Source organism: Cellulomonas chengniuliangii (genome assembly GCF_024508335.1).
GTDB lineage: Bacteria > Actinomycetota > Actinomycetes > Actinomycetales > Cellulomonadaceae > Cellulomonas_A > Cellulomonas_A chengniuliangii.
The window spans coordinates 236,492-263,013 of sequence record NZ_CP101988.1 but is presented as its reverse complement, the minus strand read 5'-3'; the positions used below and the strand labels follow the sequence as shown (position 1 = coordinate 263,013).

At 74.0% G+C, this 26,522-nt stretch carries 25 protein-coding genes; 5 read left to right on the top strand and 20 right to left on the bottom strand.

Annotated features, from left to right (window positions below; all coding sequences use genetic code 11):
* Nucleotides 1-77: 77 nt before the first annotated feature.
* From NP064_RS01215 to NP064_RS01200, 4 genes are all read right to left on the bottom strand, one after another.
* Nucleotides 78-1,472 carry an NtaA/DmoA family FMN-dependent monooxygenase gene (locus NP064_RS01215; RefSeq protein WP_227568331.1) on the bottom strand — a complete coding sequence of 465 codons (1,395 nt, stop codon included), beginning with the start codon at nucleotides 1,470-1,472 and terminating at the stop codon, nucleotides 78-80.
* A gap of 70 nt (nucleotides 1,473-1,542) precedes the next feature.
* A complete protein-coding gene (locus NP064_RS01210; RefSeq protein WP_227568332.1) occupies nucleotides 1,543-2,724 on the bottom strand; it encodes an LLM class flavin-dependent oxidoreductase in 1,182 nt (393 codons plus the stop codon).
* 479 nt (nucleotides 2,725-3,203) lie between these two features.
* Nucleotides 3,204-3,347, bottom strand: coding sequence for a hypothetical protein (locus NP064_RS01205; protein ID WP_227568333.1), 144 nt, complete (start codon nucleotides 3,345-3,347; stop codon nucleotides 3,204-3,206).
* Nucleotides 3,323-3,649 carry a hypothetical protein gene (locus tag NP064_RS01200; RefSeq protein ID WP_227568334.1) on the bottom strand — a complete coding sequence of 109 codons (327 nt, stop codon included), beginning with the start codon at nucleotides 3,647-3,649 and terminating at the stop codon, nucleotides 3,323-3,325. Before NP064_RS01200 ends, NP064_RS01205 begins: the two co-directional genes overlap by 25 nt.
* Before the next feature lie 313 nt (nucleotides 3,650-3,962).
* Between NP064_RS01200 and NP064_RS01195 the strand changes: the two genes are divergently transcribed.
* Entirely contained in the window at nucleotides 3,963-5,012 is a 1,050-nt protein-coding gene (locus tag NP064_RS01195) for an LLM class flavin-dependent oxidoreductase (protein WP_227568335.1), read from the top strand.
* 18 nt (nucleotides 5,013-5,030) lie between these two features.
* On the opposite strand, the gene NP064_RS01190 is transcribed toward NP064_RS01195, so the two are convergent.
* Nucleotides 5,031-5,747, bottom strand: coding sequence for an SDR family NAD(P)-dependent oxidoreductase (locus NP064_RS01190; RefSeq protein WP_227568336.1), 717 nt, complete (start codon nucleotides 5,745-5,747; stop codon nucleotides 5,031-5,033).
* A 53-nt stretch (nucleotides 5,748-5,800) separates the two neighbouring features.
* Between NP064_RS01190 and NP064_RS01185 the strand changes: the two genes are divergently transcribed.
* Nucleotides 5,801-6,340, top strand: a complete 540-nt coding sequence (locus NP064_RS01185; RefSeq protein WP_227584955.1) for a MarR family winged helix-turn-helix transcriptional regulator — start codon at nucleotides 5,801-5,803, stop codon at nucleotides 6,338-6,340.
* Here NP064_RS01185 and NP064_RS01180 read toward each other — a convergent pair.
* From NP064_RS01180 to purS, 3 genes are read right to left on the bottom strand one after another with little or no spacing between them, the layout of a single operon-like run.
* A complete protein-coding gene (locus NP064_RS01180) occupies nucleotides 6,319-7,365 on the bottom strand; it encodes a GNAT family N-acetyltransferase (RefSeq protein ID WP_227568337.1) in 1,047 nt (348 codons plus the stop codon). The two genes, NP064_RS01185 and NP064_RS01180, sit on opposite strands and share 22 nt — an antisense overlap.
* Nucleotides 7,365-8,060 carry a phosphoribosylformylglycinamidine synthase subunit PurQ gene (purQ, locus tag NP064_RS01175; protein ID WP_227568338.1) on the bottom strand — a complete coding sequence of 232 codons (696 nt, stop codon included), beginning with the start codon at nucleotides 8,058-8,060 and terminating at the stop codon, nucleotides 7,365-7,367. The genes NP064_RS01180 and purQ overlap by 1 nt, the downstream gene beginning before the upstream one ends.
* Nucleotides 8,060-8,347 carry a phosphoribosylformylglycinamidine synthase subunit PurS gene (gene purS, locus NP064_RS01170; RefSeq protein WP_227568339.1) on the bottom strand — a complete coding sequence of 96 codons (288 nt, stop codon included), beginning with the start codon at nucleotides 8,345-8,347 and terminating at the stop codon, nucleotides 8,060-8,062. Before purS ends, purQ begins: the two co-directional genes overlap by 1 nt.
* A gap of 194 nt (nucleotides 8,348-8,541) precedes the next feature.
* Here purS and NP064_RS01165 point away from each other — a divergent pair, with 194 nt between their 5' ends.
* Entirely contained in the window at nucleotides 8,542-9,099 is a 558-nt protein-coding gene (locus NP064_RS01165) for a hypothetical protein (RefSeq protein WP_227568340.1), read from the top strand.
* 16 nt (nucleotides 9,100-9,115) lie between these two features.
* Here NP064_RS01165 and NP064_RS01160 read toward each other — a convergent pair whose 3' ends face one another.
* From NP064_RS01160 to NP064_RS01145, 4 genes are all read right to left on the bottom strand, one after another.
* Entirely contained in the window at nucleotides 9,116-9,565 is a 450-nt protein-coding gene (locus tag NP064_RS01160; protein ID WP_227568341.1) for an NUDIX hydrolase, read from the bottom strand.
* Between the two features lie 25 nt (nucleotides 9,566-9,590).
* Complete coding sequence (locus NP064_RS01155) at nucleotides 9,591-10,634, bottom strand: alcohol dehydrogenase catalytic domain-containing protein (protein ID WP_227568495.1); 1,044 nt, start codon at nucleotides 10,632-10,634, stop codon at nucleotides 9,591-9,593.
* 140 nt (nucleotides 10,635-10,774) lie between these two features.
* Nucleotides 10,775-12,283 (bottom strand): amidohydrolase, encoded by a 1,509-nt coding sequence (locus tag NP064_RS01150; protein WP_227568342.1) that lies wholly within the window; start codon nucleotides 12,281-12,283, stop codon nucleotides 10,775-10,777.
* Nucleotides 12,284-12,381: 98 nt separating this feature from the next.
* Entirely contained in the window at nucleotides 12,382-13,899 is a 1,518-nt protein-coding gene (locus NP064_RS01145; RefSeq protein ID WP_227568496.1) for an amidohydrolase, read from the bottom strand.
* A 166-nt stretch (nucleotides 13,900-14,065) separates the two neighbouring features.
* On the opposite strand from NP064_RS01145, the gene NP064_RS01140 reads away from it, so the two are divergent.
* Nucleotides 14,066-15,499, top strand: a complete 1,434-nt coding sequence (locus tag NP064_RS01140; RefSeq protein WP_227568343.1) for a serine hydrolase domain-containing protein — start codon at nucleotides 14,066-14,068, stop codon at nucleotides 15,497-15,499.
* A 76-nt stretch (nucleotides 15,500-15,575) separates the two neighbouring features.
* Here the strand turns inward: NP064_RS01140 and NP064_RS01135 are convergent, their stop codons facing one another.
* From NP064_RS01135 to NP064_RS01100, 8 genes are all read right to left on the bottom strand, one after another.
* Entirely contained in the window at nucleotides 15,576-16,436 is an 861-nt protein-coding gene (locus NP064_RS01135; protein WP_372456344.1) for an ABC transporter ATP-binding protein, read from the bottom strand.
* A gap of 5 nt (nucleotides 16,437-16,441) precedes the next feature.
* Nucleotides 16,442-17,512, bottom strand: a complete 1,071-nt coding sequence (locus NP064_RS01130; RefSeq protein ID WP_227568344.1) for a FecCD family ABC transporter permease — start codon at nucleotides 17,510-17,512, stop codon at nucleotides 16,442-16,444.
* Nucleotides 17,509-18,558 (bottom strand): FecCD family ABC transporter permease, encoded by a 1,050-nt coding sequence (locus NP064_RS01125; protein WP_227568345.1) that lies wholly within the window; start codon nucleotides 18,556-18,558, stop codon nucleotides 17,509-17,511. The genes NP064_RS01130 and NP064_RS01125 overlap by 4 nt, the downstream gene beginning before the upstream one ends.
* 28 nt (nucleotides 18,559-18,586) lie before the next feature.
* The gene (locus NP064_RS01120; protein ID WP_227568346.1) at nucleotides 18,587-19,618 is read right to left on the bottom strand and encodes an iron-siderophore ABC transporter substrate-binding protein; all 1,032 of its coding nucleotides are present in this window, start codon (nucleotides 19,616-19,618) and stop codon (nucleotides 18,587-18,589) included.
* 167 nt (nucleotides 19,619-19,785) lie between these two features.
* Nucleotides 19,786-20,721: a phosphoribosylaminoimidazolesuccinocarboxamide synthase gene (locus tag NP064_RS01115; protein WP_227568347.1), complete on the bottom strand. Its 936-nt coding sequence runs from the start codon at nucleotides 20,719-20,721 to the stop codon at nucleotides 19,786-19,788.
* A gap of 111 nt (nucleotides 20,722-20,832) precedes the next feature.
* Nucleotides 20,833-22,128, bottom strand: a complete 1,296-nt coding sequence (gene purD, locus NP064_RS01110; RefSeq protein WP_227568348.1) for a phosphoribosylamine--glycine ligase — start codon at nucleotides 22,126-22,128, stop codon at nucleotides 20,833-20,835.
* A 67-nt stretch (nucleotides 22,129-22,195) separates the two neighbouring features.
* Nucleotides 22,196-22,846, bottom strand: coding sequence for a GNAT family N-acetyltransferase (locus tag NP064_RS01105; RefSeq protein WP_227568349.1), 651 nt, complete (start codon nucleotides 22,844-22,846; stop codon nucleotides 22,196-22,198).
* An 80-nt stretch (nucleotides 22,847-22,926) separates the two neighbouring features.
* The gene (locus NP064_RS01100; protein ID WP_227568350.1) at nucleotides 22,927-24,858 is read right to left on the bottom strand and encodes a phosphoenolpyruvate carboxykinase (GTP); all 1,932 of its coding nucleotides are present in this window, start codon (nucleotides 24,856-24,858) and stop codon (nucleotides 22,927-22,929) included.
* A gap of 130 nt (nucleotides 24,859-24,988) precedes the next feature.
* Here NP064_RS01100 and NP064_RS01095 point away from each other — a divergent pair, with 130 nt between their 5' ends.
* Nucleotides 24,989-26,476 (top strand): helix-turn-helix transcriptional regulator, encoded by a 1,488-nt coding sequence (locus NP064_RS01095; RefSeq protein WP_227568351.1) that lies wholly within the window; start codon nucleotides 24,989-24,991, stop codon nucleotides 26,474-26,476.
* The last annotated feature ends 46 nt before the right edge of the window (nucleotides 26,477-26,522 follow it).

The window sequence follows — 26,522 nt, the reverse complement described above, 5'->3', positions numbered from 1 at the left end:
TCGAGCCTCTCTGTCGTGGCACGGGTGAGCGTGGGTGTGCGGAATGGTTGGCCGCCGCAGCGGGTGGGGGCGCAGCGTCAGGCGACGGGCAGCGCCTCGTCTGCCGCGCCGACTCCGTCGAGCGTCCGGCCGAAGTGCCCGGCGGCGGGCAGCCCCAGGTGCTCGCGGAGCGTGGTCCCCGTGTACTCGGTGCGGAACGAGCCGCGCTCCTGCAGCAGCGGCACCACCCGGTCCACGAACTCGTCGAGGCCGTGCGGGGTCAGGTGCGGGACGAGGATGAAGCCGTCCGAGGCGTCGGACTGCACGTACCGGTCGATCTCGTCCGCGACGTGCTCGGGGGTCCCGACGAACGACTGGCGCCCGATCACCTCGATGACCAGCTCCCGGATGCTCAAGCCCTTCTCGGCGGCGAGCGCGCGCCAGGTGGCGGCGACAGCGAACGGGTCCTTGAACGTCGCCGCCCGGCCCTGCGTGATCGACGGCGCCTCGACCAGCGGGTCGATCTCCGGCAGCGGCCCGTCCACGTCGTAGTCGGACAAGTCGCGGTTCCACAGCTGCTCGACGAACGCGCGGGCCACCGCCGGGCGGACCTGCTGGCGCTGGATCTCCCGGATGCGCTCCTCGGCCTCCGCGGGGGTGTCCCCCAGCACGAACGACGCGCCGGGCAGGATCTTGAGGTCCTCGGGGCTCCGGCCGTATCGCGCCAGCCGGCCCTTGACGTCGGCGTAGAACGCCCGACCCTCCTCGAGGCTGCCGTGACGGGAGAACACCGCGTCGGCGACCTGGGCGGCGAGCTCACGGCCCGCGTCGGAGTCCCCGGCCTGGATGATCACCGGATGGCCCTGGGGCGGGCGGGGCAGTGTGGGCCGCGCCTCGATGTCGACCAGGCGGCCGTCGGTGCGGACCAGTCCGATCGACCGGTCCCGCGCATAGACCCCGGTCGCCGCGTCCGCGACGACCGCGTCCGCCGCCCACGCGTCCCACAGGGCGCGCGCCGCCTCGACGACCTCACGCGCCCGCTCATAGCGGTCGGCGTGGTCCAGGTAGCCGCCGCGGCGGAAGTTCGCCCCGTGGAAGGCGTCCGAGGACGTCACCACGTTCCAGGCGGCCCGGCCGGCCGAGAGGTGGTCGAGGGTGGCGAACTGCCGGGCCAGCTCGTACGGCTCGTTGAACGTCGCGTTGATGGTCCCGGCCAGCCCCAGGCGCGACGTCACCCCCGCGAGCGCCGCCAGCACGGTGTAGGTGTCGGGGCGGCCCACCACGTCGTGGTCCACGAGCTGCCCGCGCTGCTCGCGCAGCCGCAGCCCCTCGGCCAGGAACAGGAAGTCGAGCTTGCCGCGCTCGGCGGTGCGCGCCAGGTGCTCGAACGACGCGAACGCGGTCTGCGTGTCGGGCTGGTGGGACGGGTCGGTCCACACCGTGTGGTGGTTGACGCCGGGGAAGTGCGCGGCGAGGTGGATCTGCTTGGGCATCGGAAGTCCTTCGGGTCGACGGCTCAACGGGGAAGGCGGGACGGCGCGGAAGCGAGGCGGCTGGCGCGGCTCAGCGCGCTGCCGTGTAGCGGCTGATCGGCCGGTCGAGCCCGAACGCGTCCCGCAACGTCCGCGGAGCGTCCGGGCCGCCCGGGGCCGGGCGGTCCACCAGCCGCCCTTGCGCGCGGAGCCGGGGCGTGACCTCGTCAGCGAGCAGCGCGAGGTCCCCGGCGTGGGCGAGCGGCTGCAGCACGATCCCGTCGACGCCCGTGAGCTCCACCAGGTCGGCGAGCGCGTCAGCCGCGCGATCCACCCCCGCGACGACATGCAGCCCGCTGGGATCGAAAGCCCGGGCCGCCAGGGAGTCGAGCTCGGCGAGCCGGCCCCGCGCGGCGGCCTCGTCAGCGCCGAGCAGGGTCTCGACGTCGAGCAGCACGTGCACCGAGCCTGCCGGGCGGCCCGACCCCGCGACGGCTGCCCGCACCCGTGCGACCAGGTCCGCGGCACCCTGCACGTCGCGCGCCGCCACGCGGATCACGTCGGCCCCCGTCACGGCGACCGCGAGCGCGTACGGCGAGTCCCCTCGTGCCACGACGATCGGCTGCCCCTGCGGGGACCGCGGCGTGATCGAGGCCACGGCCACGGAGAACGTCTCCCCCGTGAACGCGACGTCGTGGACCCGCGAGCGGTCGATGTAGCGGTCGGTGGCGGCGTCGAGCACGATCGCGTCGTCCTCCCACGAGTCCCACAGGCGGCGGACCACCTCGATGACGTCATGCGCCTCGCGCCACTGGGCGGCCGCGCCCGCCGCGGACCGTCCGTGGAACTGCGCCGCCTGCACGTCCCCGGGACCAGATCCGGCGGGCGCCGCGACGTCCACCTGCCAGCCGACGCGGCCACCGCTCACGATGTCGATGGTGGCCAGCGCCTTCGCAAGGTGGAACGGCTCCGCGTAGGTCACGGGCGTCACGGGCACCAGGCCGATCCGCGCGGTCAACGGGCCGAGCAGCGCCGCGAGGCCCGTCGCGTCCAGACGCGCCTGGACCACGTCGGTGGCAGCCGAGGGCGGCTGGACCGAGTCGGCGAAGGCCGCGAAGACGGCTCCGGCGCGCTCGGCGGTGCGGACCAGCTCGGCCCAGTGGGCGGCCGTGAGCAGCCCAGCGGCATCGGCGTCGGGCAGCCGCCACGCGGCCGGGTGCCGCCCGGCGCCCGAGAGCTCGACGGCCAGGTGGAACGGACGGGACTCTGACATGGGTACCCCTTGCTGGGAGGTGCGGCCGCAGCCGGCACGGGTGTGGAGAGGTCGATCAGGAGGCGTGCGTGGTGGCGGCCACCGGGGGCCGGGCGTCCGCGGGCGGCGGCGTCGGCCCGGAACGGGGTGCGCTCCTGGGGCCGACGACGCAGCGGGCGCCCACGCACGCCGCCGAGTGGCACCGGTGGGTGGCTGACAGCAGGGTCAGCGGAGGGTCATCTGCCCGCGGGCGGCGGGCGGCCGGGCGTCAGCCGCGACAACAACGACAGCGGTGGCTGCTGCTCGGGTGGCGCACGGTGGACCTCCATCGGTCCTGGCGGGAGCACCCTCGCCTGCCGCGGGATGCGGCCGGGGGTTGCTGCGACGTCGGCGAGCCAGGTCTCTCAGTCGCTCTGGATGGGCACGCACACGGTACGGACGGGACATACCCCCGGGGAAGGGCACATCCGGGATGCGAGACACCCGCGTGGCCCTCGCGCTCAGGACGCGAACGACCACCCCGTCGCGTCGGTCACGATCTGGGGGCCGTGGAAGTGCGCCCCGGACTTCCCGCGGTCGTTCAGGAGGTCGAAGTCCAGGTCGCCCCCCGGCCCGCCCGTCACCGTGATGGAGAACGTGACCACGCTGCCCTCCGCGGGGAGCATCGGGGGGCCACCGTGATCTGCGGCGAGCTCGAGGTGAGGGCGACCGTGCCCTCCTCCCCGACGTTCATGCACAACGTGAGCGGCGCCGCGGCGCCGAAGTCGTGGTGCGAGGAGTCGTAGCCGAAGCCGGCGCCCAGGCCGCCGTCGCCGCCGCCGCGGTCGCCGCTTCCGGTGTCCGGCGGGTAGTTGCACGGCGACGTCGCGCTCGTGGCCAGCGGCTTGAGCCTCGTCGGCGTGGTCTGCGTGTCCGCCGGTCCGCCGGTCCGCCACCAGGGTCGCACCCGCTGACCAGCAGCAGGACGGTCGCGAGCGCGACGGCCTGACGTCTCGGGCGGGTCATGCGGCCACGATGGCAGACCTCCGTCCCCGCGTCCCGGTCGACGGCACATCGTCTGCGGGCAATCAGGTGTCTTCTACCGGCTAGCGGGTGCCGCCGGGGCCCACGTTCGGCGAGCCCAGCCGGCCCACGCGGAGGACACACCCACCGAACGGACGGGCCATCCAGCGGGGAAGGGCGCACCCGGGATGCGAGACACGGGCAGGAACAGGTGACGGGCCCGGCGCGTTCCCCCTGCACGACCACCAGGAGGCGACATGGGCATCGAGCTCGGCATCGACACGTTCGGCGATGTGACGCAGGGGCCTGACGGCACGCTGCTCAGCCAGGCGCAGGTGCTGCGCAACGTGGTGGAGCAGGGCGTGCTGGCGGAGCAGGTCGGGCTCGACGCCATCGGGGTGGGCGAGCACCACCGGGACGATTTCGCCATCTCCGCGCCCGAGGTCGTCCTCGCCGCCATCGCCAGCCGCACCGAGCGCATCCTGCTCGGCTCAGCGGTCACCGTGCTGTCCTCCGATGATCCTGTGCGCGTCTTCGAGCGCTTCTCAACCCTGGACGCGGTCTCAGGCGGGCGAGCCGAGGTGACAGTGGGCCGAGGCTCCTTCACGGAGTCGTTCCCGCTGTTCGGCCTGGATCTGTCGCAGTACGAAGAGCTGTTCGAGGAGAAGCTCGACCTGTTCGCGCATCTGCTCGACGGTGGCCCGGTGACCTGGTCCGGGACCACCCGTTCGGCGCTCACCAACCAGCGGGTCTACCCGCCGATCGAACACGGGCGGCTGCGCACCTGGGTGGGTGTCGGCGGCAGCCCCGAGTCGGTGATCCGCGCGGCCCGATACGGACTGCCGCTGATGCTCGCCATCATCGGCGGCGAGCCCGCCCGGTTCCGCCCACTGGTGGACCTCTACCACCGGGCGCTCGCCCAGCTCGGCACGGGTCCCGGCCTAGTGGGCCAGCACTCCCCAGGCCACATCGCCGACACGGACGAGGAGGCCCTCGAGCAGCTCTGGCCGCACTACCGCGTGTACGTGGGCCGCATCGGGCGCGAGCGCGGCTGGCCGCCGCCCACCCGCGAGGCGTTCGAGGCGTCCGCTGGGCCTGACGGCGCGCTCTACGTCGGCTCGCCGACCACCGTCGCGGCCAAGATCGCCCGTGCCGCCCAGACCCTCGGGCTCGACCGTTTCGACCTCAAGGTCTCCCAGGGCGCCCTGCCGCATGAGCACACCCTGCGTGCCATCGAGCTCTACGGCACTGTCGTCGCGCCCCTGGTCCGCGAGGCCTTGTCCGGGGAGGATGGGGCGACGTCTTAGCTGTTCGACGGAGTCGGGTCACCGAGTCGTGTGCGCGCCGCCGTTGACGTGGATGGTCTGCCCGGTGAGATAACGGGCCTCGCCCGACGCCAAGAAGCTCACGAGGCTGGCGATGTCATCCGGTCGGCCCGCGCGACCGACGTGCGTCTTGCCGATCAGGGCAGCACGCCGGGCGTCGCTCACGGGCCCGCCAAACAGGCCGGTTTCTTCGACGTACCCGGGCGCGATGGTGTTGACCGTGATGTCACGCGGGCCCAGGCGCTCGGCGAGGCCGGCGCTCCAGGCTTGGAGCGCCGCCTTCGCTGCCGAGTACGGGTTGCCGGCCTGTTCCGCGCCGATCGAGCCGATGTTGACGATGGCCCCTCCCGCACGGAACCGATCCTCGACAGCGCCAACGACGAGGGCCGCGCCGATGACGTTGACGGTCAGGTTGCGCCGCCAATGCTCTGCGACATCCTCGAGTTCCGCTCCGACAGGTGGTCGCTGGACCGCGAACCCGCCTGCGTTGTTCACCAGCACATCGACGGGTGCCCCGACGGCATCCGGCACTCGTGAGATCGAAGCCGTCGACTCCAGATCGAGCTGAATTCCCCTCGCGCCGAGCTCGCGCGCGGTCTTGTCGATGTCCGCGCTGCGGCCCGTGATGATGACGTCGTCCCCAGCCGCGACGAACCGCTCCGCGATCGCTCGGCCGATGCCACTGCTTCCACCAGTCACCAGCACCGTCCTCAACATCCAGGGCTCCCAGCAGGTTGTAGGTTTAGAACTAAACGTCCGCTTATCCCACCATGGAGGCTTACCTCGTGCCAAGAGGCGACAGTGAGACGCCCGATGCCGTCGCCGCCGCATGGACGCGGGAACTACCGGCGGTCCCCACCCGTTCGATCGCAGCCGTCTGGAACGCCAAGACACTCGCTAGTGCTCTTCGCCATCATCGGGAGTCAGCACTGCGAGACATCGGGATCGACGCCGCGACCCTCGACCTGCTCAGCACGCTGCGACGAGCCGGAGATCCCTACGTCTTGACCACTCGCCAGCTAGCGCAGCGTTGCCTCGTCAGTGCTGGTGCGATCTCACAGCGCGTCGCCCGAGCAGAGGTCGATGGCCTAGTGGAGCGCCGACCGTCGCTCGGGCGCAGCGTCGAGGTCGTCATGACCCCCGCGGGACACGACCTGGTCGAGCGCGGCGCCCGCCACGTGCTCACGGTCGATGACGCCCTGACGGCCGGGTTGACCGATGCGGAGCTGAGCCAGATCGAGTCGTTGCTCGCGCGATGGATCGAGGCCATCCCAGGGAGCAACTCCGATCAGAGCGCCTTGCCGAAGTAGAGCGAGTAGAGGTCCGGGCCGTAGCCGCCGAAGGGCACGACAGGGCGGTAGCCGATCGACCCGTAGAGGCCCACGGCCTCCGGCTGGCGGATGCCGGTCTGCAGCACCAGGCGGGTCAGGCCCAGCCGGCGCGCGTCCTCCTCGAGGGCGGCGAGCAGCGCCCGGGCCACCCCGGCGCCACGGGCGGAGGGGGCGACGTAGACCTTCTTGACCTCGGCCGAGCCTGCCGGGTAGTCGCCGCGGCCCTCGCGGAGCGTGGCGCAGCCGACGGGCTGGCCGTCGAGCCGGGCGACGACGACCGCGAGGATGCCGACCCCTTGGCGCTGGTCGTCGACCTCCGACCCGCCCGCGTGCTCGGGGGCGTGGAAGATCTCGGGGTAGCGGCTGAGGTTGTCATCCCACATCGCACGGCGCAGCTCACGTGCCATGGGGTCGTCCCACGTGACGTGCTCGACCGTGACGACGCCGGCTGCGCGCTCCGACCGCTCCCGCGCAGGCGCCCGCAGGTTCTTGGTGAAGCAGCGGGACTCCTCGACGCCCGTGTACGCGCCGAAGTTCTCCATCGACTGGTACCCGGCGCGCAGGTACAGGCCGATCGCCTCGGGCTGCAGCACACCGGTCTCGAGGACGAGGCGGCGCCAGCCGAGCTCGCGGGCGAGTCGCTCGAGCTCGTCCAGCACGACGCGCGCATAGCCGCGGCCGCGGTGCTGGGGCAGCACGTACATCCGCTTGACCTCGCCGACCCCGCGGCCGTGCTCGGACGCGACGTCGCGGATCGCTCCGCACGCCACCGGCTGGCCGTCGACGCGCAGCAGCACCATCGCGGTGATGGTGTCGCCGGTCATCTCGTGGCCGAGGTCGTCGTCCCCGTAACGGTCGCGCAGCTCGGCCTGCTGGGCGGTGCGCAGCGCGGCGGCGGCCGGGTCGTCCCACGGCACGACGTGCACGGTGGGCGCGTCGCCCGCGCGCAGCACAGCCACGGGGTTGGTGGACGTGCTGTCGGAGCGGTCGTCCGTTGTGGTCATCAGCCGACGAGCGCGTGCAGCACGGACGTGAAGAACCTCAACCCGTCGGTGCCCGAGCGGGGGCCGTTCGCGCCATCAGGCCCGAAACCGGCCTCGACGGCGTGCTCCGGGTGCGGCATGAGCCCCACCACGTTGCCGGCGGCGTTGGTGATGCCCGCGATCCCCCGGCGTGAGCCGTTCGGGTTCCAGCCGTCGTAGCGGAACACGACGCGGCCCTCGCCCTCGAGCTCGTCCAGCGTCGACTCGTCGGCGACGTACTGGCCGTCCTGGTTCTTCAGCGGGATGGTGATGCGCTCGCCCGCGGTGTACTCACGCGTCCACGCCGTGTCGGCGTTCTCGACGCTGAGCACCTGCTCGCGGCAGATGAAGTGCAGGTGGTCGTTCTTGATCATCGACCCGGGGAGCAGGTGCGCCTCGGTGAGGATCTGGAAGCCGTTGCAGATGCCCAGCACGGGCAGGCCGCGGTTGGCTCCGTCGATGATCGAGTCCATCACCGGTGCGAACCGGCTGATGGCGCCCGCGCGCAGGTAGTCCCCGTAGGAGAACCCGCCGGGCAGCACCACCGCGTCGACGCCCTGCAAGTCGCGATCGGCGTGCCACAGCGCGACAGGCTCGGCGCCCGCGAGCCGGACCGCGCGCGAGGCGTCCCGGTCATCGAGCGTGCCGGGGAACGTGACGACCCCGATGCGTGCCATCAGGCGAGGCCCTGGCTGGCGATCGTCCCGGCGGCGTCGGCCTCGCTGTCCGCGACGCGCACGACGTCCTCGATGACCGGGTTGGACAGCACGGTGGCGGCGGCCTCCGCGGCGGCGTCCAGGACCTCCTGGGTCACCGGCCCGTCGACCTCGAGCTCGAACCGCTTGCCCTGGCGCACGGACGTGAACTGGCCGAACCCCAGGCGCGGCAGCGCGCCGGCGACGGCCTTGCCCTGCGGGTCGAGGATCTCGGGCTTCGGCATCACATCGACGACGACTCGTCCCACGGTGGTGGCTCCTGTGTTCGCAGCAGAGAGGGCGTTCCCAGGGTAGCGAGTGATCTCCAAGGAGCCGTCAACCGTCCGTGGCTCGAACAGCCCGCGCGGTCGGGGTGGGCCTGAGGCCGCCTCCGCATCACGAGTGCGTCTCGGTCTGAGCCGAGCGGGTGCCCCCACGCGCGCCACCGCGCATGATCGTGGGCATGAGCCGCTCGGTGGGGACCAGCGCCCGGACCCGGGCCGTCCTCGTGGCGCAGTGCCTCATCGGCGCGCTGCTCGTCAGCGGCTGCGCGGGAGGCCTGTGGTCCGCGAACGGCGTCAGACGGGAGGCGGACGAGCCCGCCCCCCAGCCCACGGGCGCCTGTCCGGTGATCGAGGGGCAGCCCGAGCCCACCGGGTGCGTGGCGTACGACGGGAACGCCCTCATGCAGGGCAACGAGGCCTACCGGCAGCGCCGGACTCTCACGGACGACGAGCGGGCGATACTCGAGCCGCAGCGGCAGGCCGCGCTGGACGCCCTCGCCACGGTCTCCCACGACGACCTGGGCGCCACCGCCGTGACCGGCGCGCTCGAGGACGCCGGGTTCGACGCGCAGCGGGTCGTCGCCGACGCGAACCACCTCGACGACCTCACCGTTGTCACCGTGATCATCACCGTGCCGGGCGGCTGCCTGGTCGGATCGGCCTCCGACGGCGGATCCGAGATGGACACCACCGGGACCATCGCCGACGGCGGCTGCGTGACGGCGCCCGGGCACTGACCCAGCGCCGGTGGCGTCAGGCCAGGGCTGCGAGGGCGGGGACCACCCGATCGCGCAGCAGCGGCGCCAGCAGGCTGCCGTCGTCGGCGTCGCCGTCCACGATCCGCACCCAGCGGAGCTCGGCGATCTCCGCCGCGGCGGCCGGCTCACCGGTCAGCTCGGCCACGTACACCGTGCCCACCACGTCGGTGTCCGCCTCGTTCGCGGCAGCGGTGCGCCAGGCGCCCAGCAGGGTGAGGTCCTCGTGCTCGAGGCGGATGCCGAGCTCCTCGTGGACCTCGCGGCGGGCGGCGTCGTCGGGGGCCTCGCCCGGCTCGAGCTTGCCGCCGGGCAGCATGAACCGCGTGGTGCCGCGCTTGCGGACGGTGAGGATGCGGCCGTCGGCGTCCCGGAAGCACACGGCCGCGACGATGAGTGTCGGGTTGGCGATCAGGCTCGGGTCGTCCAGGGCGCGCGTCTCGGTCACGTCGGACGACGCTACCTCTCCAACCTCAAGGCACCGCGACGGTCATGCCCGCGCCCGTGGGCGGCCCGCTCATCGCCGCGAGCGCGGCGGGGACCTCGTCCAGCCCGATGACGGCGCCCACCAGCCGGTCGAGGTCGAGCTCGCCGGCGACCACCCGGGCCAGCATCGCGGCGTACTCGTGCGCGGCCATGCCGTGGCTGCCGTAAAGCTCGAGCTCCCAGGCCACGACGCGGTCCATGGGCAGCGGCGTGGGCCCGTCGAGCAGCAGCCCCACCTGCACGTGGCGCCCGCGGCGGCGCAGGCCCAGCAGGGAGGCCCGAGCCGTCTCGGAGGAGCCGAGGGCGTCGAGGGAGACGTGCGCCCCACCGCCGGTGACGGCTCGCACGGCCCGCGCGACGGCGTCGGCGTCATCAGCGCCGTCGGGCCCCACGGCCACCTCCGCGCCGAGCCGCGCGGCGGCGTCCCGGGCCGCGGCGGACACGTCCACGGCCACGACCCGCGCGCCGGCGGCCACGGCGATCATCACCGCGGACAGGCCCACGCCGCCGCAGCCGTGCACGGCCACCCACTGGCCGGGCTGCACCCTGCCGTGCACGGTCAGCGCGCGGTAGGCGGTGGCGAACCGGCAGCCCAGCGCCGCGGCGGTCACGGGCGAGAGCCCGGCGGGCAGGCGGACCAGGTTGACGTCGGCGTGGTCCAGCGCGACGTACTGCGCGAACGAGCCGTCCTGCGTGAACCCGGGCTGGGTCTGGCGTTCGCAGACCTGCTGCTCCCCGGCGAGGCACGCCTCGCACTCCCCGCAGGCGCACACGAACGGGACTGTCACCACGTCGCCCGCGGTCCACTCGACCACGTCCGGCCCGGCCTCGACCACGGTCCCCGCCAGCTCGTGCCCGGGCACGTACGGGAGGGTGATGTCGGGGTCGTGCCCCTGCCATCCGTGCCAGTCGCTGCGGCACACGCCGGTGGCCGCCACGCGCACCACCACTCCGTGCGGCGGGCAGGCCGGTCGGGGCGACTCGACCACCGAGGGCGCGGCCCCGTGCTCGGTGACGACCACGGCGCGCATCGGCTCGCCGGCGGCGAGGTCCGGCACGTCGGGCACGGGCTCGGCGTGGGGGGCGAGGGGGTCGAGCACGGCGGCCTCCGGTTCGGGACGAGGATCGGGCTGGGCGACGGGCACGGGACGGGCCGGCGCGGGGTGGCGGCTCACCAGGCCCGCCAGGTCCACCGGCCGCCCAGCAGGGCGCCGGCGACGGGCATGCCACGCAGGTCCGCGGCCGCCCACGGGTCCGCGTCGAGCACCGCCAGGTCGGCGACGTGCCCGGGAGCCACCTGCGAGCGCACGGACGCGCCGAGGGCTGTCTCGAGGTCGAGCCGCTGCTCGGGATGCCAGGGCTCGCGACCGTCCCGGGACCGGGTGACCGCCGCGGACACTGCGGCCCACGGGTCCAGCGGCGTGACGGGCGCGTCCGACCCGAACGCGAGCCGCACCCCGGCCGCCGCGAGCGACCCCAGGGGGAAGGCGCGGTCGGTGCGCCCCGCCCACGCCGCCTCGGCGATGTCCCTGTCGTCCATCGCCTGCTCGGGCTGCACGCTGGCGACGATGCCCAGGGCCGCGAAGCGGTGGACGTCGTCGGTGTCCACGAGCTCCGCGTGCTCGACGCTGCCACGGGCGCCGCTCGCCTCGAAGGCGTCGAGGGCGATCGCGATCGCCGCGTCCCCGATGGCGTGGACCGCGCAACGCAGCCCTTTGCGGTGCGCGTGGGCCATCAGCACGGTGAGCTCGTCGAGGCCGAGGGACAGCACCCCGCGCGCGTGCGCGCCGTCGAGCCCGGGGTACGGGTCGAAGCAGTAGGCGCTGCGGTTGGTGAGCGAGCCGTCGACGATGACTTTGAGCGACCCCATGGTGAGCAGGCCCTCGGAGCCGAGGATGACGTCGCCGCTGTGCAGCTCCTCCTTGACGACCCTGTCCAGGTGGCCGGGCCACATCGACGCCTCGACCCGCAGCCCCGTGGCCCCGGCGGCGATGCGGCGGCGCCACGCGGTGAGGTTGTCGGCGGTGTCGAAGTCGACGATCCCCACGACGCCCCGAGCGGCGGCCGCCGCGGTGGCCTCGTCGACCAGCGAGTCGAGCAGCGGCTCCGGAGTGAGGTTGACGATCTCGCCGGCGCCGAGCCAGTCGGCCTCCCGGACCACGCCGTCAGTGTGGCCCTCCACGCCGAACCTGCTCAGCGCCGCGGTGTTCAGCCACGCGCTGTGCAGGTCGGAGGCGAGGATCACCACGGGCGTGCCGGGCCGGCCCGCGCGAACGGCGGCGGCGTCGAGCTGGCGGGCGTCGGGCGTGTCGGGCCACTGCCCGTCCCGGAACCCGTACCCCACCAGCACCTCGCCGTCGAAGCCCGCCGACAGGCGCGTGGTGACCTGCTGGGCGGCGCTCGCCGCGGAGACCGCGTCGGAGACGTCCAGCCGTCGACGGGCCAGGGCCCACTGGGCCAGGTGGACGTGCGCGTCCCACAGCCCGGGGATCACCACCCGGCCCTCCAGGTCGACGCGTTCCACCGCCGGCCGCACGGTGGCCCCGAGCCCCGCGCCCACCGCCACGACGCGCCCGTCGCGCACGTGCACATCCACCGGCTCGCCGTGCGGCCGGGTCACCCGGGCGCCGTCGGCTGAGGCGCCGGCGACCCGCGCCCTGGTCAGCAGCAGCTCGTCCATGACCCCCCTCGTCCGGGCGAAGCCGCCGCTTGGGCGGCTCGTCGCTCAGCCCACTCTGGCACGGGCTCGTTCCAGCACGCCCGTCGCCCGGTCACGGATCACAGATCGCGGTGGGCCCACCCCCCGGCGACGAGCGTCCCGGCGACCGGGAGCCCGCGCACGTGGCCGGCACGGAGCAGCCGCGCGTGGGGGTCCTCGTCGAGCACCGCGAGGTCGGCCGGGGCGCCGACCGCCAGGCCGAGGGCCTGCTCGTCGACCGAGGCTGCGAGGGCCACGTCGAGGTCGATGGACTGCTCGGGGTGCCAGGGCTCGCGCGCGTCGCGGGCCCTGACCACCGCCGCGTCGATCGCGGTCCACGGGTCCAGGGGCGCCACCGGCGCGTCCGATCCGAGCGCCAGCCGCACCCCGGCGCGGTGCAACGCGGCGAACGGGAACGCGCGGCCGGTGCGGCCAGCCCAGTGCCGGTCGGCGACGTCGCGGTCGTCCATCGCGTGCTCGGGCTGCACGCTGGCCACGATGTCGAGCTCGGCGAAGCGGAGCACGTCGGCGGGGGTGAGCAGTTGCGCGTGCTCGATGGCGCCGCGCGCGCCCGTGGCGGCGAACGCGTCGAGGGCGAGGGTGTTCGCGGCGTCGCCGATGGCGTGCACGGCGACCCGCAGCCCGTGACGCGTGACCTGCTCGAGCAGCGGGACGAGCCGCTCGGGCGGCGCGGCGAGGATGCCGTGGGCCTGGCTGCCCGACGCGCCCGGGTAGGGGTCGTGGCAGAAGGCGGTGCGGGTGTTGAGGGAGCCGTCGGTGATGACCTTGAACGGTCCTTGTGTGACGAGCCCGTCGGGGGTGAGCGGGTCCCCGGCGACCAGGCCCTCGCGCAGCACGCGGTCGAGGTGCGCCTCCCAGACCCCGGCGCGGATCCGGGCCGCGGGTGCGGCCGTGGCGGCCCGGCGACGCCACACGTCCACGTTGTCGGCGATCTCCAGGTCGACGACCCCGACCACCCCGAGCGTCGCGGCGTCCTTGACGGCCTCGGCGACGAGCGCGTCGGCGACCTCGTCCGGCACACGGTCGACCTCGCCCATCACGGGCAGCCACTCGTCCTCGCGGAGCACTCCCGTGGGGTGCTCGCCCACGCCCAGGTAGGCGAGGCCCGCGGTGGACAGCCAGCCGCAGTGCAGGTCGCCGGAGACCAGCACGACCGGCGTGGCGCCGGCCGCCGCGTCGAGCAGGGCGGCCGTCGGCACGTCGGGCCACAGACCGTCGCGGAACCCGTAGCCGACCAGGGCCGTCCCGGGCCGGGGCGGGCGGTCCGCCAGGCGCCCCACGACCAGGCGCACGGCGTGGGCCGCGGAGGTCGCGGCGGACACGTCGAGCCGATCGCGGGCCAGCGCCCACTGCGTGAGGTGGGTGTGCGCGTCCCACAGGCCCGGCATCAGGGTGCGCCCGTCCAGGTCCACGCGCTCGACCCGCGTGCCGCTGCTGAGCGAGGCGTCGAGCGAGCCAGCGGGGCCGATGGCCGCGACGCGCCCTTCCCGCAGCAGCACGTCCACGAGGCCGGGATCGCCGGTCGTGTCGAGCGGCCGCGCGCGGGCGAGCAGCACCGGGACCGGCGAGGCGGCCATCCCGTCGTCGGTGGTGTGGATCACGGACCCATCGAACAGCATCGTCCGCACCGTGACCGTGCTGGCGATGACTACCCTCGGCGACATCCTGCGCGACGTCCGCGACCCCAAGGGCCGCCGGCCAGTCAGGTCAGCGACCATCCCCAGACTCCGGAGTGTGCATCCCATGAGCCAGACCGAGACGATCCGTGCGGCTGCCGGCTACCTCGCCCAGTTCGTCGAGACGCAGGCCGTGCACCATCGGGTGCCCGGCGTGCAGGTCGCGATCCGCTCGGACGACGAGCTCGTGCTCGACATGGCCGTCGGCGTCGCGGACGCCGTCGCCGGGACCCCGTTGCGCACCGACCACCTGTTCCGCATCGCGTCGCACTCCAAGACGTTCGCGGCCACCTCGGTGATGCAGCTCGTCGAGGCGGGCAGGATCCGGCTCGACGACGCCATCGGCCAGTACGTCCCCGAGCTCGTGGAGGCTGGATCGCCGATCGCCGAGGCGACCATCCGGGAGCTGCTGGGCCACCAGTCCGGCGTGATCCGGGACGGCGTGCACGCCGACTTCTGGCAGCTCGCGTACCCGTTCCCAGACCGCGAGACCCTCATCGCGGACATCGTGGCCGACGGCCGCGTCTACGCCCGCAACGAGCACTTCCACTACTCGAACGTCGGGTACTCGCTGCTGGGCCTGGCCATCGAGGCCGCCAGCGGGCAGACGTTCGACGAGTACACCCGCACCCACATCATCGAGCCGCTCGGCCTGACCCGCACAGGCGCCGAGTACGACCCCGCCCGGGCCGACGAGTACGCCAGCGGGCACACCGCGCTGCTGTTCGGCACGCATGAGCGCCAGGTCATCGAGCACGTGGACACCCGGGTGATGTCTGCCGCCACCGGGTTCTACTCCACTGCCGCCGAGCTCACCGAGTACGGGGCGGCGCACTGGTTCGGCGACACCCGCCTGCTCAGCGACGACTCCAAGCGGCTCATGCAGCGGCTCGAGTCCGTCGTCTCCTCGTATGGGGAGGAGGTCGGCCGCTACGGGGTGGGGATGGATGTCCGGAAGATCGGTGACCGGCCCCTGATCGGGCACTCCGGCGGCTACCCGGGGCACATCACCCGCACGTACATCGACCCCAAGGACAAGCTCGTGGTGAGCGTCCTGACCAACGCGGTGGACGGCCCCGCCACTCCGATCGCGACCGCGCTGGTCAAGCTCATCGACGCCGCGCTGACCCCGCGCCGCGGCTTCACGCCACCGGCCCCCGCCGGGGTGCTGCCCCCGCTGGAGTCGTACACCGGACGCTTCGCGAACCTGTGGGGCCTGCTCGACCTGACCGTCCTGGGCGGGCGACTCGTCGCGCTGGACCCGTCCTCGGCCGACCCGATGGAGGGCTTCGAGGAGCTCGAGGTGGTCGGCCCCGACACCCTGCGCGTCCACCCGCAGACGGGCTTCGGCAGCTCCGGGGAGCTCATCCGCCTGGAGCGTGCCGCCGACGGCTCGATCGCGTCCGTGCGCGTCGGCGGGATGACGAGCTGGCCGGTCGAGGAGTTCCTGCGCCGACAGCCCTCCATGCTGCGCGTCACCGCTGCCCAGGTGACCGCGTGACAGGGAGCACGCCCTGCGAGTAGCCGGGTCGGAGCAGACCCCCGCCGTAGGCCTCCGACCCTAGGCCGCGTCGATGTCAGGCGTGCCGGATGTGCCCGCCGCGCCGCGCCGGCACGACCAGGGGCGTGCCGGTCTCCGGGTCGGGGACCACCCGGCACGCGAGCCCGAACACATCGGCCATCCGCTCGGCCGTGATGACGTCCTGCGGGGCTCCTTCGGCGACGACGGCGCCGCCCTTCATGGCGATCAGGTGCGTGGCGTAGCGGGCGGCCTGGTTGATGTCGTGCAGCACGGCGACCAGCGTGCGGCCCTGCTCGTGCAGGTGCGCGCACAGGTCCATGACCTCGAGCTGGTGGGCGATGTCGAGGAACGTCGTGGGCTCGTCGAGCAGCAGCAGGTCGGTCTGCTGCGCGAGCGCCATCGCCAGCCACACCCGCTGGCGCTGCCCGCCGGACAGCTCGCTGACCAGCCGCTCGCGCAGGCTGGTGACCTCGGTGGCGTCCAGGGCGTCCCGCACGGCGACCTCGTCGGCGGGCGACCACTGCCGCAGCAACCCCTGGTGGGGGTAGCGGCCGCGCGCGACCAGGTCCCCCACGGTGATGGCCTCAGGGGCGATCGGGCTCTGCGGCAGCAGCGCGATGCGCTTGGCCACCTGCTTGGTGCGCAGCGCGGTGATGGGCTCGCCGTCGAGCAGCACCCTGCCGGAGCGCGGCGCCATCGTGCGGGCCAGCGCGCGCAGCAGCGTCGACTTGCCGCAGCCGTTGGGGCCGATGATCACGGTGAACGACTCACGGGGCACCGACACCGTGAGGTCCTCGACCACCACGGTCTTGTCGTACGCGAGCGTGAGGCCCTCGGCGCGCAGCGGCGGCTCCGCGAAGGCGGCGGCGGGGCCCGCGCCGTCCGTGCGCGTCGGGACTGAGGTCGAGCTGGTCACGGAGGTCACACCGCACCCCTTCTCCACTCGCGGATCAACAGGATGGCCAGGTAGACGCCGCCGAGCGCGGCGGTCACCACCCCGACGGGGTACTGCACGCCGAACGGCAGCCGCTGGGCGATCAGGTCGGCGACCACCAGGACGGTGGCGCCGGTGCATGCCGCGGCCACCATGCCGGGGCCGGTCGAGCGGGTCAGGCGGCGGGCGATCTGCGGCGAGGTGAGCGCGACGAACGCCACCGGCCCGCTCACCGTGACGGCGGCCGCGGTCAGCAGCACGGCGACCCCGACCGCGAGGTTGCGGGTCCGGGTGGGGTCCACGCCGAGCCCGGTGGCGGCGTCGTCGCCCATCTCCACGAGCTGGAGCCGCCGGGTGAGCAGCAGCGCCATCGGGATCAGCACGACCAGGGCCGCGGCGATGAGGGTCACGTCGCTCCACCGGCGCGAGGCCAGCGAGCCGTTGAGCCACGCGGACATGGCGAACGCGTCCTCGTGGGTGGCCCGGGCCAACGCCAGCTGCACGAACGCGAGGGCCATGGCCCCGACGGCGATGCCGGTCACCACCATCCGGTACGGCGCCGCGAACCCGCGCCCGGACCCCACGTAGACGGCGCCGATCGCGACCCCCGCTCCGATCAGCGCGCCCACCGCGACCGGCACGATGCCGGGCCACACCAGCGCGGCCGCGGCAGCCCCCGCCGCGGCGCCGGCGCCCAGGCCGATCACGTCCGGGCTGCCCAGCGGGTTGCGGGTCACGCTCTGGAAGATCGCCCCGGCGACGCCGAACGCGGCCCCGGCCAGGGCGCCGACGAGCAACCGCGGCAGCCGGTTGGCGCGCAGCACCCACTCCTGGGCGCGGCTGCCGTTCCCGGCCAGCACGTCCGGCAGCTCGCGCAGCGGGATGCCGAGCTCGCCGACGGTCACGGTGAGCAGCGAGGCGATCAGCCCCACCGCCAGCATCGCGAGGCAGACCAGCACCGCCCGGCGACGCCAGTGCAGCGCGCCCAGGGCGCCCAGGCGCAGCACGGGGACGTGGTCACCCGAGGGCGCCGCCGGGCGGGTCAGCGTGGCGGTCACAGCGCGGCCCCCCGTCGGCGGACGGCCGCGATGAGGAACGGCGCGCCGAGGAACGCGGTCACCGCGCCGACCATGATCTCGCCGGGCCGCGCGATCAACCGGCCCAGGATGTCCGCGCCGAGCAGCAGCACCGGCCCGAGCGCGACGCAGAACGGCAGCAGCCACCGGTGGTCCGAGCCGGTGAAGCCCCGGACCACGTGCGGCACCGCCAGCCCCACGAACGCGATGGGCCCGACCGCCGCGACGGACGCCGCCGTCAGGACCGTCGCCACGGCGCCGCCGAGCAGCCGGGTGTGCCCGGCGCGCAGTCCCAGCGACGTGGCCGCCTCGTCGCCCAGCGCCAGCGCGTTCAGCGCCCGGGAGAGCAGCAGCGCGATGACGAGCGCGACCGCGATGACGGGCAGCACCTCGTCCACGGCCGACAGCGGACGGCCCGCGAGGGAGCCGACCACCCAGTACCGGTAGGAGTCGAAGACCTCGGGGTTGGCCAGCGAGATCGCCTCGACGAGCGCGACCAGCACCGCCGTCACGGCGGCGCCCGCCAGGATGAGCCGCACGGCGGTGGGGCCGCGTCCGCTGGCGCCGATCGCGTAGACCGCCACGGCCGCCAGCACGGCGCCGGGGATTGCCGCCCAGACCGTGCGCCCCGCGCCGACTCCGGCGAGCGCCGTGACGATGACCACGGAGGCCGCCGCGCCGGAGTTGACGCCCAGCAGGCCGGGGTCGCCCAACGGGTTGCGGGTGATGCCCTGGATCACGGCGCCCGCCACGGCGAGCGCGGCACCCACCAGCAGCCCGAGCAGCGTGCGCGGGATGCGGGAGTCGACCACGGCCGAGACGTAGGAGTCGTCGGGGAACCGCAGCGCGTGCCACACCTCGCCGAGCGGGACCGACTTGGAGCCCACCGCGATGCTCAGCCCGGCGACGACCACCAGCAGCGCGACGGCGCCCACGAGCCCGGCGCCGAGCCGCCACGAGCGCGTGCGGGAGCCCCGCACGTCGGTGACGTGCGGGGCTCGCGCTGCCGTGCGGTCCACGACGGTCATGCGGGGATCCCTCGGGTGGGTGCGACGGTCAGGACAGGTGCGTCACGGCGTCCGAGATCAGCGGGACGTAGCGGTCCAGCGCCCACGGGATGCTCAGGGGCGAGGCCACCGAGGTGGCCATGCCGAGCTGGCGGTCGAGCATCGCCACGTAGGAGCCGCGCTTCACGGCGGCGATCTGGGACCACAAGGGCTGGGCCTCGGTGGTCGCCTGCTCGGCCTCGTCGTTGAACCAGGTGAACAGCACGTCGGCGTCGTTGAGCTGGTCGGCGTTCTCGAGGCCGAGGCTCGCGGTGAACGCGCCGGTCGGCGAGGTCAGGTTCGCCGCGGAGGGCGCGAGCTCGAGGCCGAGCTTGGTGAGGAGCTCGACCCGGGTGTCACCGGGCAGGTAGACGTCGAGCGAGCCGGCCTGCGTGCCGCCGTAGACGTAGGCGAACGAGACGCCCTCGAACTCGGGGTTCTCCCCGGCCGCGGACTCGGTGGCGTCGGCCATCCCGTCGAGGACGCCCTGCACCTTGTCCTCCTTGCCGAGCGCCTCGGCCGTGATCTTCACCTGGTCCTCGACCGAGGTGCCCCACGCGCTACCCGGGTGCGCGACGACGGGCACGAACTCGGAGAGCTGGTCGAAGGCGTCCTGCGTGAGTCCCGACTGCGGGGCGATGATGACGTCCGGCTCGAGCGAGACGATCTTCTCGACGTCCAGCTCGGGGTACATGTCGATGGTGACGGGCAGGTCGGCGCCCTGGGCCTCGACCGCCTCCCGGAACCAGGGCTGGTAGCCCTCCGCGTCGCCGCCCCATGCGTCGGCCTCGACGCCCACGGGCACGACACCCAGGGAGAGCACCACGTCAGCGGCGCCCCAGCCGAGGGCCACGACCCGCTCGGGGGTGCCCTCGATCACGGCGTCGCCGTACGCGGACGTGATCGTGATGCTCTCGTTCGCGGCGTCGCCGGCGTCCGTCGCCCCGGCCGTCGCGTCGTCCCCCGCGCATGCGGTGAGGCCGAGGGCGAGGGCTGCGGTCCCGGCCGCGACGGCCAGGCTCTTGCGCGTGCGTGCGTGCACGGGTGGGCTCCATCCGTTTTGGGGTTGCCGCGCGTCTCGTGCCGCACTGGGGCAGAGCAGAGCCGCGTTCGGCTTCGATGAGGTAAGGCTAACCTCAGGAACGAGTGTGCCCTAGGACCAAGGTCGTGCGCTACGTCACATCTCGCACGGTTTCGGCGACCGTCGGCTCAGAACAGCGGTCGCCCTGTGAGCCGCTCGTAGGCCTCCAGGTACCGGGCTCGGGTCCGCTCGACCACGTCGGCGGGCAGCGCCGGCGGCGGGGCGTCCCCGGCGCGATCCCATCCGGAGGCCTCCGAGACCAGCCAGTCGCGCACGAACTGCTTGTCGAAGCTCGGCTGCGACGTGCCGGGCCGCCAGCCGTCAGCAGCCCAGAACCGCGACGAGTCGGGGGTCAGCACCTCGTCGCCGAGGGTCACCGCACCCGTCACCGGGTCCACGCCGAACTCGAGCTTGGTGTCCGCCAGGATCACGCCGCGCTCCCGCGCGGTCCCCTCGGCCCGCGCGTACACCGCGAGCGTCAGGTCGCGCAGCACCTCCGCGGCGTCCGCCCCGATCTGCTCGGCCACCGCCTCGAACGGCACGTTCTCATCGTGCTCGCCCAGCTCGGCCTTGGTGGCGGGGGTGAAGATCGGCTCGGGCAGCCGTGAGCCGTCCACCAGCCCTTCCGGCAACGCGATGCCGGTCACGCGGCCGTCCACCCGGTACTCCGCGAGCCCGGACCCGGTGAGGTAGCCCCGCGCCACGCACTCCACCGGGAACATCTCCAGGCGGCGGCAGATCATCGCGCGCCCGGCCACGGCGGCGGGCACGTCGGTCGAGACGACGTGGTTGGGCACGAGGTCGGCGAGCTGCTCGAACCACCACAGGCTGAGCTGGGTGAGCACCACGCCCTTGTCGGGGATGCCAGGGCTCAGCACGTGGTCGAAGGCGCTGACCCGGTCGCTCGCCACGACCAGCACCACGTCCCCGTGCTCGGCGACGAGCGCGCGCCCGGCCTCGGAGTCGTCGGGCGCGTACAGGTCGCGCACCTTGCCGGAGTAGGTGTGGGCCCACCCGGGCAGGTCGAACGGCTGAGCGGGCACTGCGTCAGGCGCGAGGGTCACAGGGCAAGTGTGCCGCGCGAGGACCACGTCGCGGGCCGCTTGTCCGCGGCAACGTGTGTCCGAGCCCGGCCGGTGTCTCGTGTGGCGGTCACCACGCCCTGCGTCCGGCCGTCACTGCCCCGCGGCGGCCCGTGCGATGTCGGTGCGGTGATGGGACCCCGGCAGGTCGATCTGCTCGACGCCGGCGTACGCGGCCTCCCGAGCCGCGGCCAGGTCGGCGCCGACGCCCACCACGGTGAGCACCCTGCCCCCGGCCGCGACGAGCTGCGCCTCGCGCAGGGCCGCGTCGTCGTCCCCCGCGGGAGCCTGGCGGAGCGCGGTGCCCGCGTGCAGCACGTGGACTCCGTCGATCGCCTCGGCGTCCTGGACCCCGCTGATCGGGTCGCCCGCCCTGACCGTCCCCGGGTAGCCGTGCGAGGCCACCACGACGGTCACGGCCGCCTCGTCGCGCCACTGCAGCGGTGGCAGGGTGTCGAGGGCGCCGGTGGCGGCTGCCATGAGCACCCCGGCGAGCGGTGTCGCGAGCCGCGCGAGCACGACCTGCGTCTCGGGGTCCCCGAACCGGGCGTTGAACTCGACCACCCGGGTGCCACGCGAGGTCAGCGCGAGGCCCACGTACAGCACGCCCACGAACGGGGTCCCACGGCGGCGCATCTCGTCGATGGTGGGCTGCGCGACCGTCGCCACGACCTCCTCGACGAGCCCCTCGGGCGCCCACGGCAGCGGCGAGTACGCCCCCATGCCGCCGGTGTTGGGGCCCTCGTCGCCGTCGAGCGCGCGCTTGAAGTCCTGCGCGGGCACCAGCGGAACCACGGTCGAGCCGTCGGAGAGCACGAACAGCGAGACCTCGGGGCCGTCCAGGTAGTCCTCGATGACGACCCGGCCGTCGGGCTTGTCCAGGCACGCGAGCGCGTGGGCCAGCGCCTCGTCCCGGTCGGACGTCACCACGACGCCCTTGCCGGCGGCCAGCCCGTCGTCCTTGACCACGTACGGGGCGCCGAAGGCGTCGAGCCCGGCGGCCGCCTCGTCGGCGTTCGTGACCACGCGGGGCTCCGCGGTGGGCACCCCCGCGGCGGCCATGACCTCCTTGGCGAAGGCCTTGGACCCCTCGAGACGGGCCGCCGCCGCGCTCGGTCCGAAGACGGGGATTCCCGCGGCGCGCACCGCGTCCGCCACGCCGGCGACCAGTGGGGCCTCGGGACCCACGACCACCAGGTCGGCGGCCAGGCTGGTCGCGAGGGCCGCGACGGCGTCGCCGTCCACCGGGTCCACGGCGTGCAGCTGCGCGAGGGCCCCGATGCCGGGGTTGCCGGGAGCCGCGTGCAGGTCGGTGACCTGCGGGTCTGCGGCCAGGGCGCGGACGAGGGCGTGCTCACGGGCACCGGTGCCGATGACGAGGATCTTCACGGTCCTGGAGCCTAACCGGCAGGCGCCAGCGGCGGAGGTGGTGTCCGCGGCCCGCTGGCGTGGACCGTCAGTCGGCGATGCGTGCTTCCAGCCGCGCCTCCACGCGTGGCCACTCGTCCGCCAGGATCGAGTACACGACGGTGTCGCGCCAGGTGCCGTCGGCGCGACGCACGTGCTGGCGCAGCACGCCCTCGCGCACCGCCCCCAGACGCGCGATCGCCGCCTGCGAGCGCAGGTTGATCGCGTCCGTCTGCAGCTTCACCCGGTGCATGCCGCAGTCCACGAACGCGTGCCGAAGCAGCAGCAGCTTGGACGCGGGGTTGACCAGGCCCGACCACGCGTCCGGCGTGTACGCCGTCCATCCCAGGTGCAGGCGCCGGTTGGGCAGGTCGACGTCGCCCAGGGCGCTGGTGCCGACCAGCGTCCCCGCCGGGCCCAGCTCGGAGGCCTCGACCGTGCGCACCCCGTACGGCGTGAGGCCGGGGACGGTCAGCATGCGGGAGATCCACCGCTCGGCGCCGCCGATGTTGGGCGGGCGGTTCCCAGGGCCGCCGCTGTACCCGGACGCCCACACCCGTGCGTCGTCGAGCGCGCGGAACAGGGCCGGGGCGTCGTCGGCGGACAGCAGGCGCAACTCCACGACCGGCCCGGCGAGGTCGCGGCCGTCGGGCGCGGTGGCGGGACGATCCGGCTCAGCGGTCGGCGCGGGGGTGCTCATGCGTCCGACGGTAGCGGGCGCGAGGCGGGCGACGGCTCCCCCGGGCCGCCGCCCACCTCCCCCCGCCCCGATGCCTGGTGCTAGACGGCGCCGAGCCGCGCACGCAGGGCATCGAGCTCGGTGGTCATCGCGTCCGGCAGCCGCTCGCCGAACCGCGCGAAGAACTCCTCGGTGAGGTCGCACTCCTCGAGCCACGAGCCCGCGTCGACGTCAAACAGCGCGGCGACGTCAGCCGCGGGCAGGTCGAGGCCGTGCACGTCGAGGGCGCCGGGCGCGGGCAGCAGCCCGATCGGGGACTCGACGGCCTGGGCCTCCCCCGCGACGCGCTCCAGCACCCACGCGAGCACCCGGGAGTTCTCCCCGAAGCCGGGCCACAAGAACCGACCGTCCTCGCCCTTGCGGAACCAGTTGACCTGGAAGATCGCGGGCAGCTCGACCCCCGCGTCACTGAGCCGCCCGCCCAGGTCGAGCCAGTGGCCCCAGTGGTCGGACATCGTGTAGCCGCAGAACGGCAGCATCGCGAACGGGTCGCGGCGCAGCTCGCCCACCGTCCCCTCGGCGGCGGCCGTCTTCTCCGAGGAGATGGTCGCGCCCATGAACACCCCGTGGGTCCAGTCCCGCGCCTGGGTCACCAGGGGCACGTTGGTGGCACGGCGGCCGCCGAACAGGATCGCGTCGATGGCGACGCCGTCGGGCGAGTCCCAGTCGTCGGCGATCGACGGGCACCGGTCTGCCGCGACCGTGAAGCGCGAGTTCGGGTGCGCTGCGGGCGTGCCGGCGTCGGGCGTCCAGTCCTGCCCGCGCCAGTCGACCAGGTGCGCGGGCGGCTCCTCGGTGAGGCCCTCCCACCACACGTCGCCGTCGTCGGTCAGCGCGACGTTGGTGAAGATCACGTCGGAGCGCAGCATCTCGATCGCGGTGGGGTTCGTCGCCGGCCCGGTGCCGGGCGCGACGCCGAAGAAGCCCGCCTCGGGGTTGATCGCCCGCAGCCGGCCGTCGGTCCCCGGGCCGCCGGGCCGCATCCACGCGATGTCGTCGCCGATGGTCTCGACGGCCCAGCCCGGGATCGTGGGCCGCAGCATCGCGAGGTTCGTCTTGCCGCAGGCGGACGGGAAGGCCGCCGCGACGTGGAACACCCGGTCCGACGGGTCGGTGACACGCAGCACCAGCATGTGCTCGGCGAGCCAACCCTCGTCGCGCGCCATCACCGAGGCGATCCGCAGCGCGAAGCACTTCTTGCCGAGCAGCGCGTTGCCGCCGTACCCGGACCCGTAGGACCAGATCTCGCGGGTCTCCGGGAACTGGACGATGTACTTGGTGGCGTTGCACGGCCACGGCACGTCGGCGACGGGCTCCCCGTCGCGGTCGACCAGCGGCGCGCCGACCGAGTGCACAGCCGGAACGAAGTCGCCGTCCTCGCCGAGCTCGTCGAGCACGGCCGAGCCCACCCGCGTCATCACGGCCATGCTCGCCACGACATACGGGGAGTCGGTGAGCTCGACGCCGATCTGCGAGATGGGGCCGCCGATGGCGCCCATCGAGAACGGCACGACGTACATGACTCGACCGCGCATCGCGCCGGCGAACACCCCGGACAGCTCGGCGCGCATCGCCCGCGGGTCGCGCCAGTTGTTGGTGGGGCCGGCGTCGGCGGAGTCGGCGGAGCAGATGAAGGTCCGGTCCTCGACGCGGGCGACGTCGCTCGGGTCGGATCGCGCGAGGTAGCTCCCGGGCCGCAGCTCGGGGTTCAGCGGGATGAGCGTGCCGCCATCGACCATCTGGTCGATCAGGCCCTGCTGCTGCTCGGCGGATCCGTCCACCCACACGACGGCGTCCGGCTCGGTCAACGCGGCGACGCGCGCCACCCAGGCGAGCAGGGCGCCGTGCCTTGTCGGCGCGCCGGCCTCGATCCGCAGCGTCGTGGCCGGCAGGGCGCCGGACGGGACCGCGGACGTCGCGGCGCTGAGCCGGACGCGGCTGGCGCTGGCGAGGGCGGGGTCGGTGAGGGTCATGGGAGATCGGCCTCCTTGGCGGTCGAGGGCGGGGCCGTAGGCCTCGCAATTCCCACCCTGAGTGATGTACGGACGGTCTTCAACCGGGCGAAGGGGTCAAGAACCGGCGATCTTTCGCTACTGTCAAGAGATGAGCCCTCGACCCCCGGTCTCACCGCGTGCCGAGCCCCCGGGCAAGCCCCGCACCGGGGACCTGCTCACGCTGGGCCGGCGGATCCGCCACTTCCGCGCCCAGCGGTCCCTGACCCTGGACCAGCTCGCGCAGGCCACCGGATCGGCCGCCAGCCAGCTCTCGCTGATCGAGAACGGCCACCGCGAGCCCCGGCTGTCCCTGCTCCAGGAGATCGCCGCCGCCCTCGACGTCGATCTGGCCGACCTGCTCGCCGCCGAGCCGCCCAACCGGCGCGCGGCCCTGGAGATCGCCCTGGACCGGGCGCAGCGCACGTCGCTGTACAGCGGCCTCGGGCTGCCCACCGTCCGCCCCGGCCGCTCGGTGCCCACCGAGGCCCTCGAGGCGCTGGTCGGCCTGCACGACGAGCTCGCACGCCGCGTCAACGAGTCGATCGCCACCCCCGAGGAGGCCCGCCGCGCGAACACCGAGCTGCGCCTGTGGATGCAGGAGCAGGACAACTGCCTGCCGGAGATCGACGCCGTGGGCGAGCAGATGGCACGCGCCGCCGGGTACACCGTGGGCGCCCTGACCCACCGCGCCGTCGCGCGGATGGCCGAGCAGCTCGGCTTCGAGATCCTGCACGTCACGGACCTGCCGCACTCGACCCGCACCGTCACCGACCTGGCATCGGGCCGCATCTACCTGCCGCCCGCGTCGATCCCCGGCGGCCACGGCCTGCGATCGCTCGCCCTGCAGGCGATAGCGCACCGGGTGCTCGGCCACACGCGCCCCGCGTCGTACGCGGACTTCCTGCGGCAGCGGCTCGAGATCACGTACTTCGCCGCTGCCTGCCTCATGCCCCGCACCGCGGCGCTCGAGCACCTGAACGCCGCCAAGCGGGCGAAGGACCTGGCCATCGAGGACTTCCGCGACGCGTTCGGCGTGACCCACGAGGCCGCCGCGCACCGGTTCACCAACCTCGCCACCAGCGGCCTCGGCCTGCCCGTGCACTTCCTGCGGGTGGACGACGCGGGGGCGCTGACCCGCGGCTACGAGAACGACGGGGTGGGCTTCGCCACCGACCCCACAGGGGCGATCGAGGGCCAGCACGTGTGCCGGCAGTGGGCCGCCCGCGCGGCGCTGACCAGCCGCGACCGCACCACCGAGTACCACCAGTACACCGACACCCCCGCGGGCACGTTCTGGTGCACCGCTCAGACGGGCACCGCCGACTCGGGCGAGTTCTCCATCACCGTCGGCGTCCCGTTCGCGCACGCCAAGTGGTTCCGCGGCCGGGACACCACGCTGCGCACCACGTCCCGCTGCCCCGACGCCTCGTGCTGCCGCCGCCCCGACCCGGAGCTCGCCACTCGGTGGGCCGACCAGTCGTGGCCCAGCGCGCGCATGCACGCCCAGGTGCTCAGCCCGCTGCCGCAGGGCACGTTCCCCGGGGTGGACGACGCGGAGGTCTACGCGTTCCTGGACCGGCACTCGGGCAACCGCTGATCGAGGTGGACGCGGCCCGAGCCGCCGCCACCTCGCGGGGACTGGC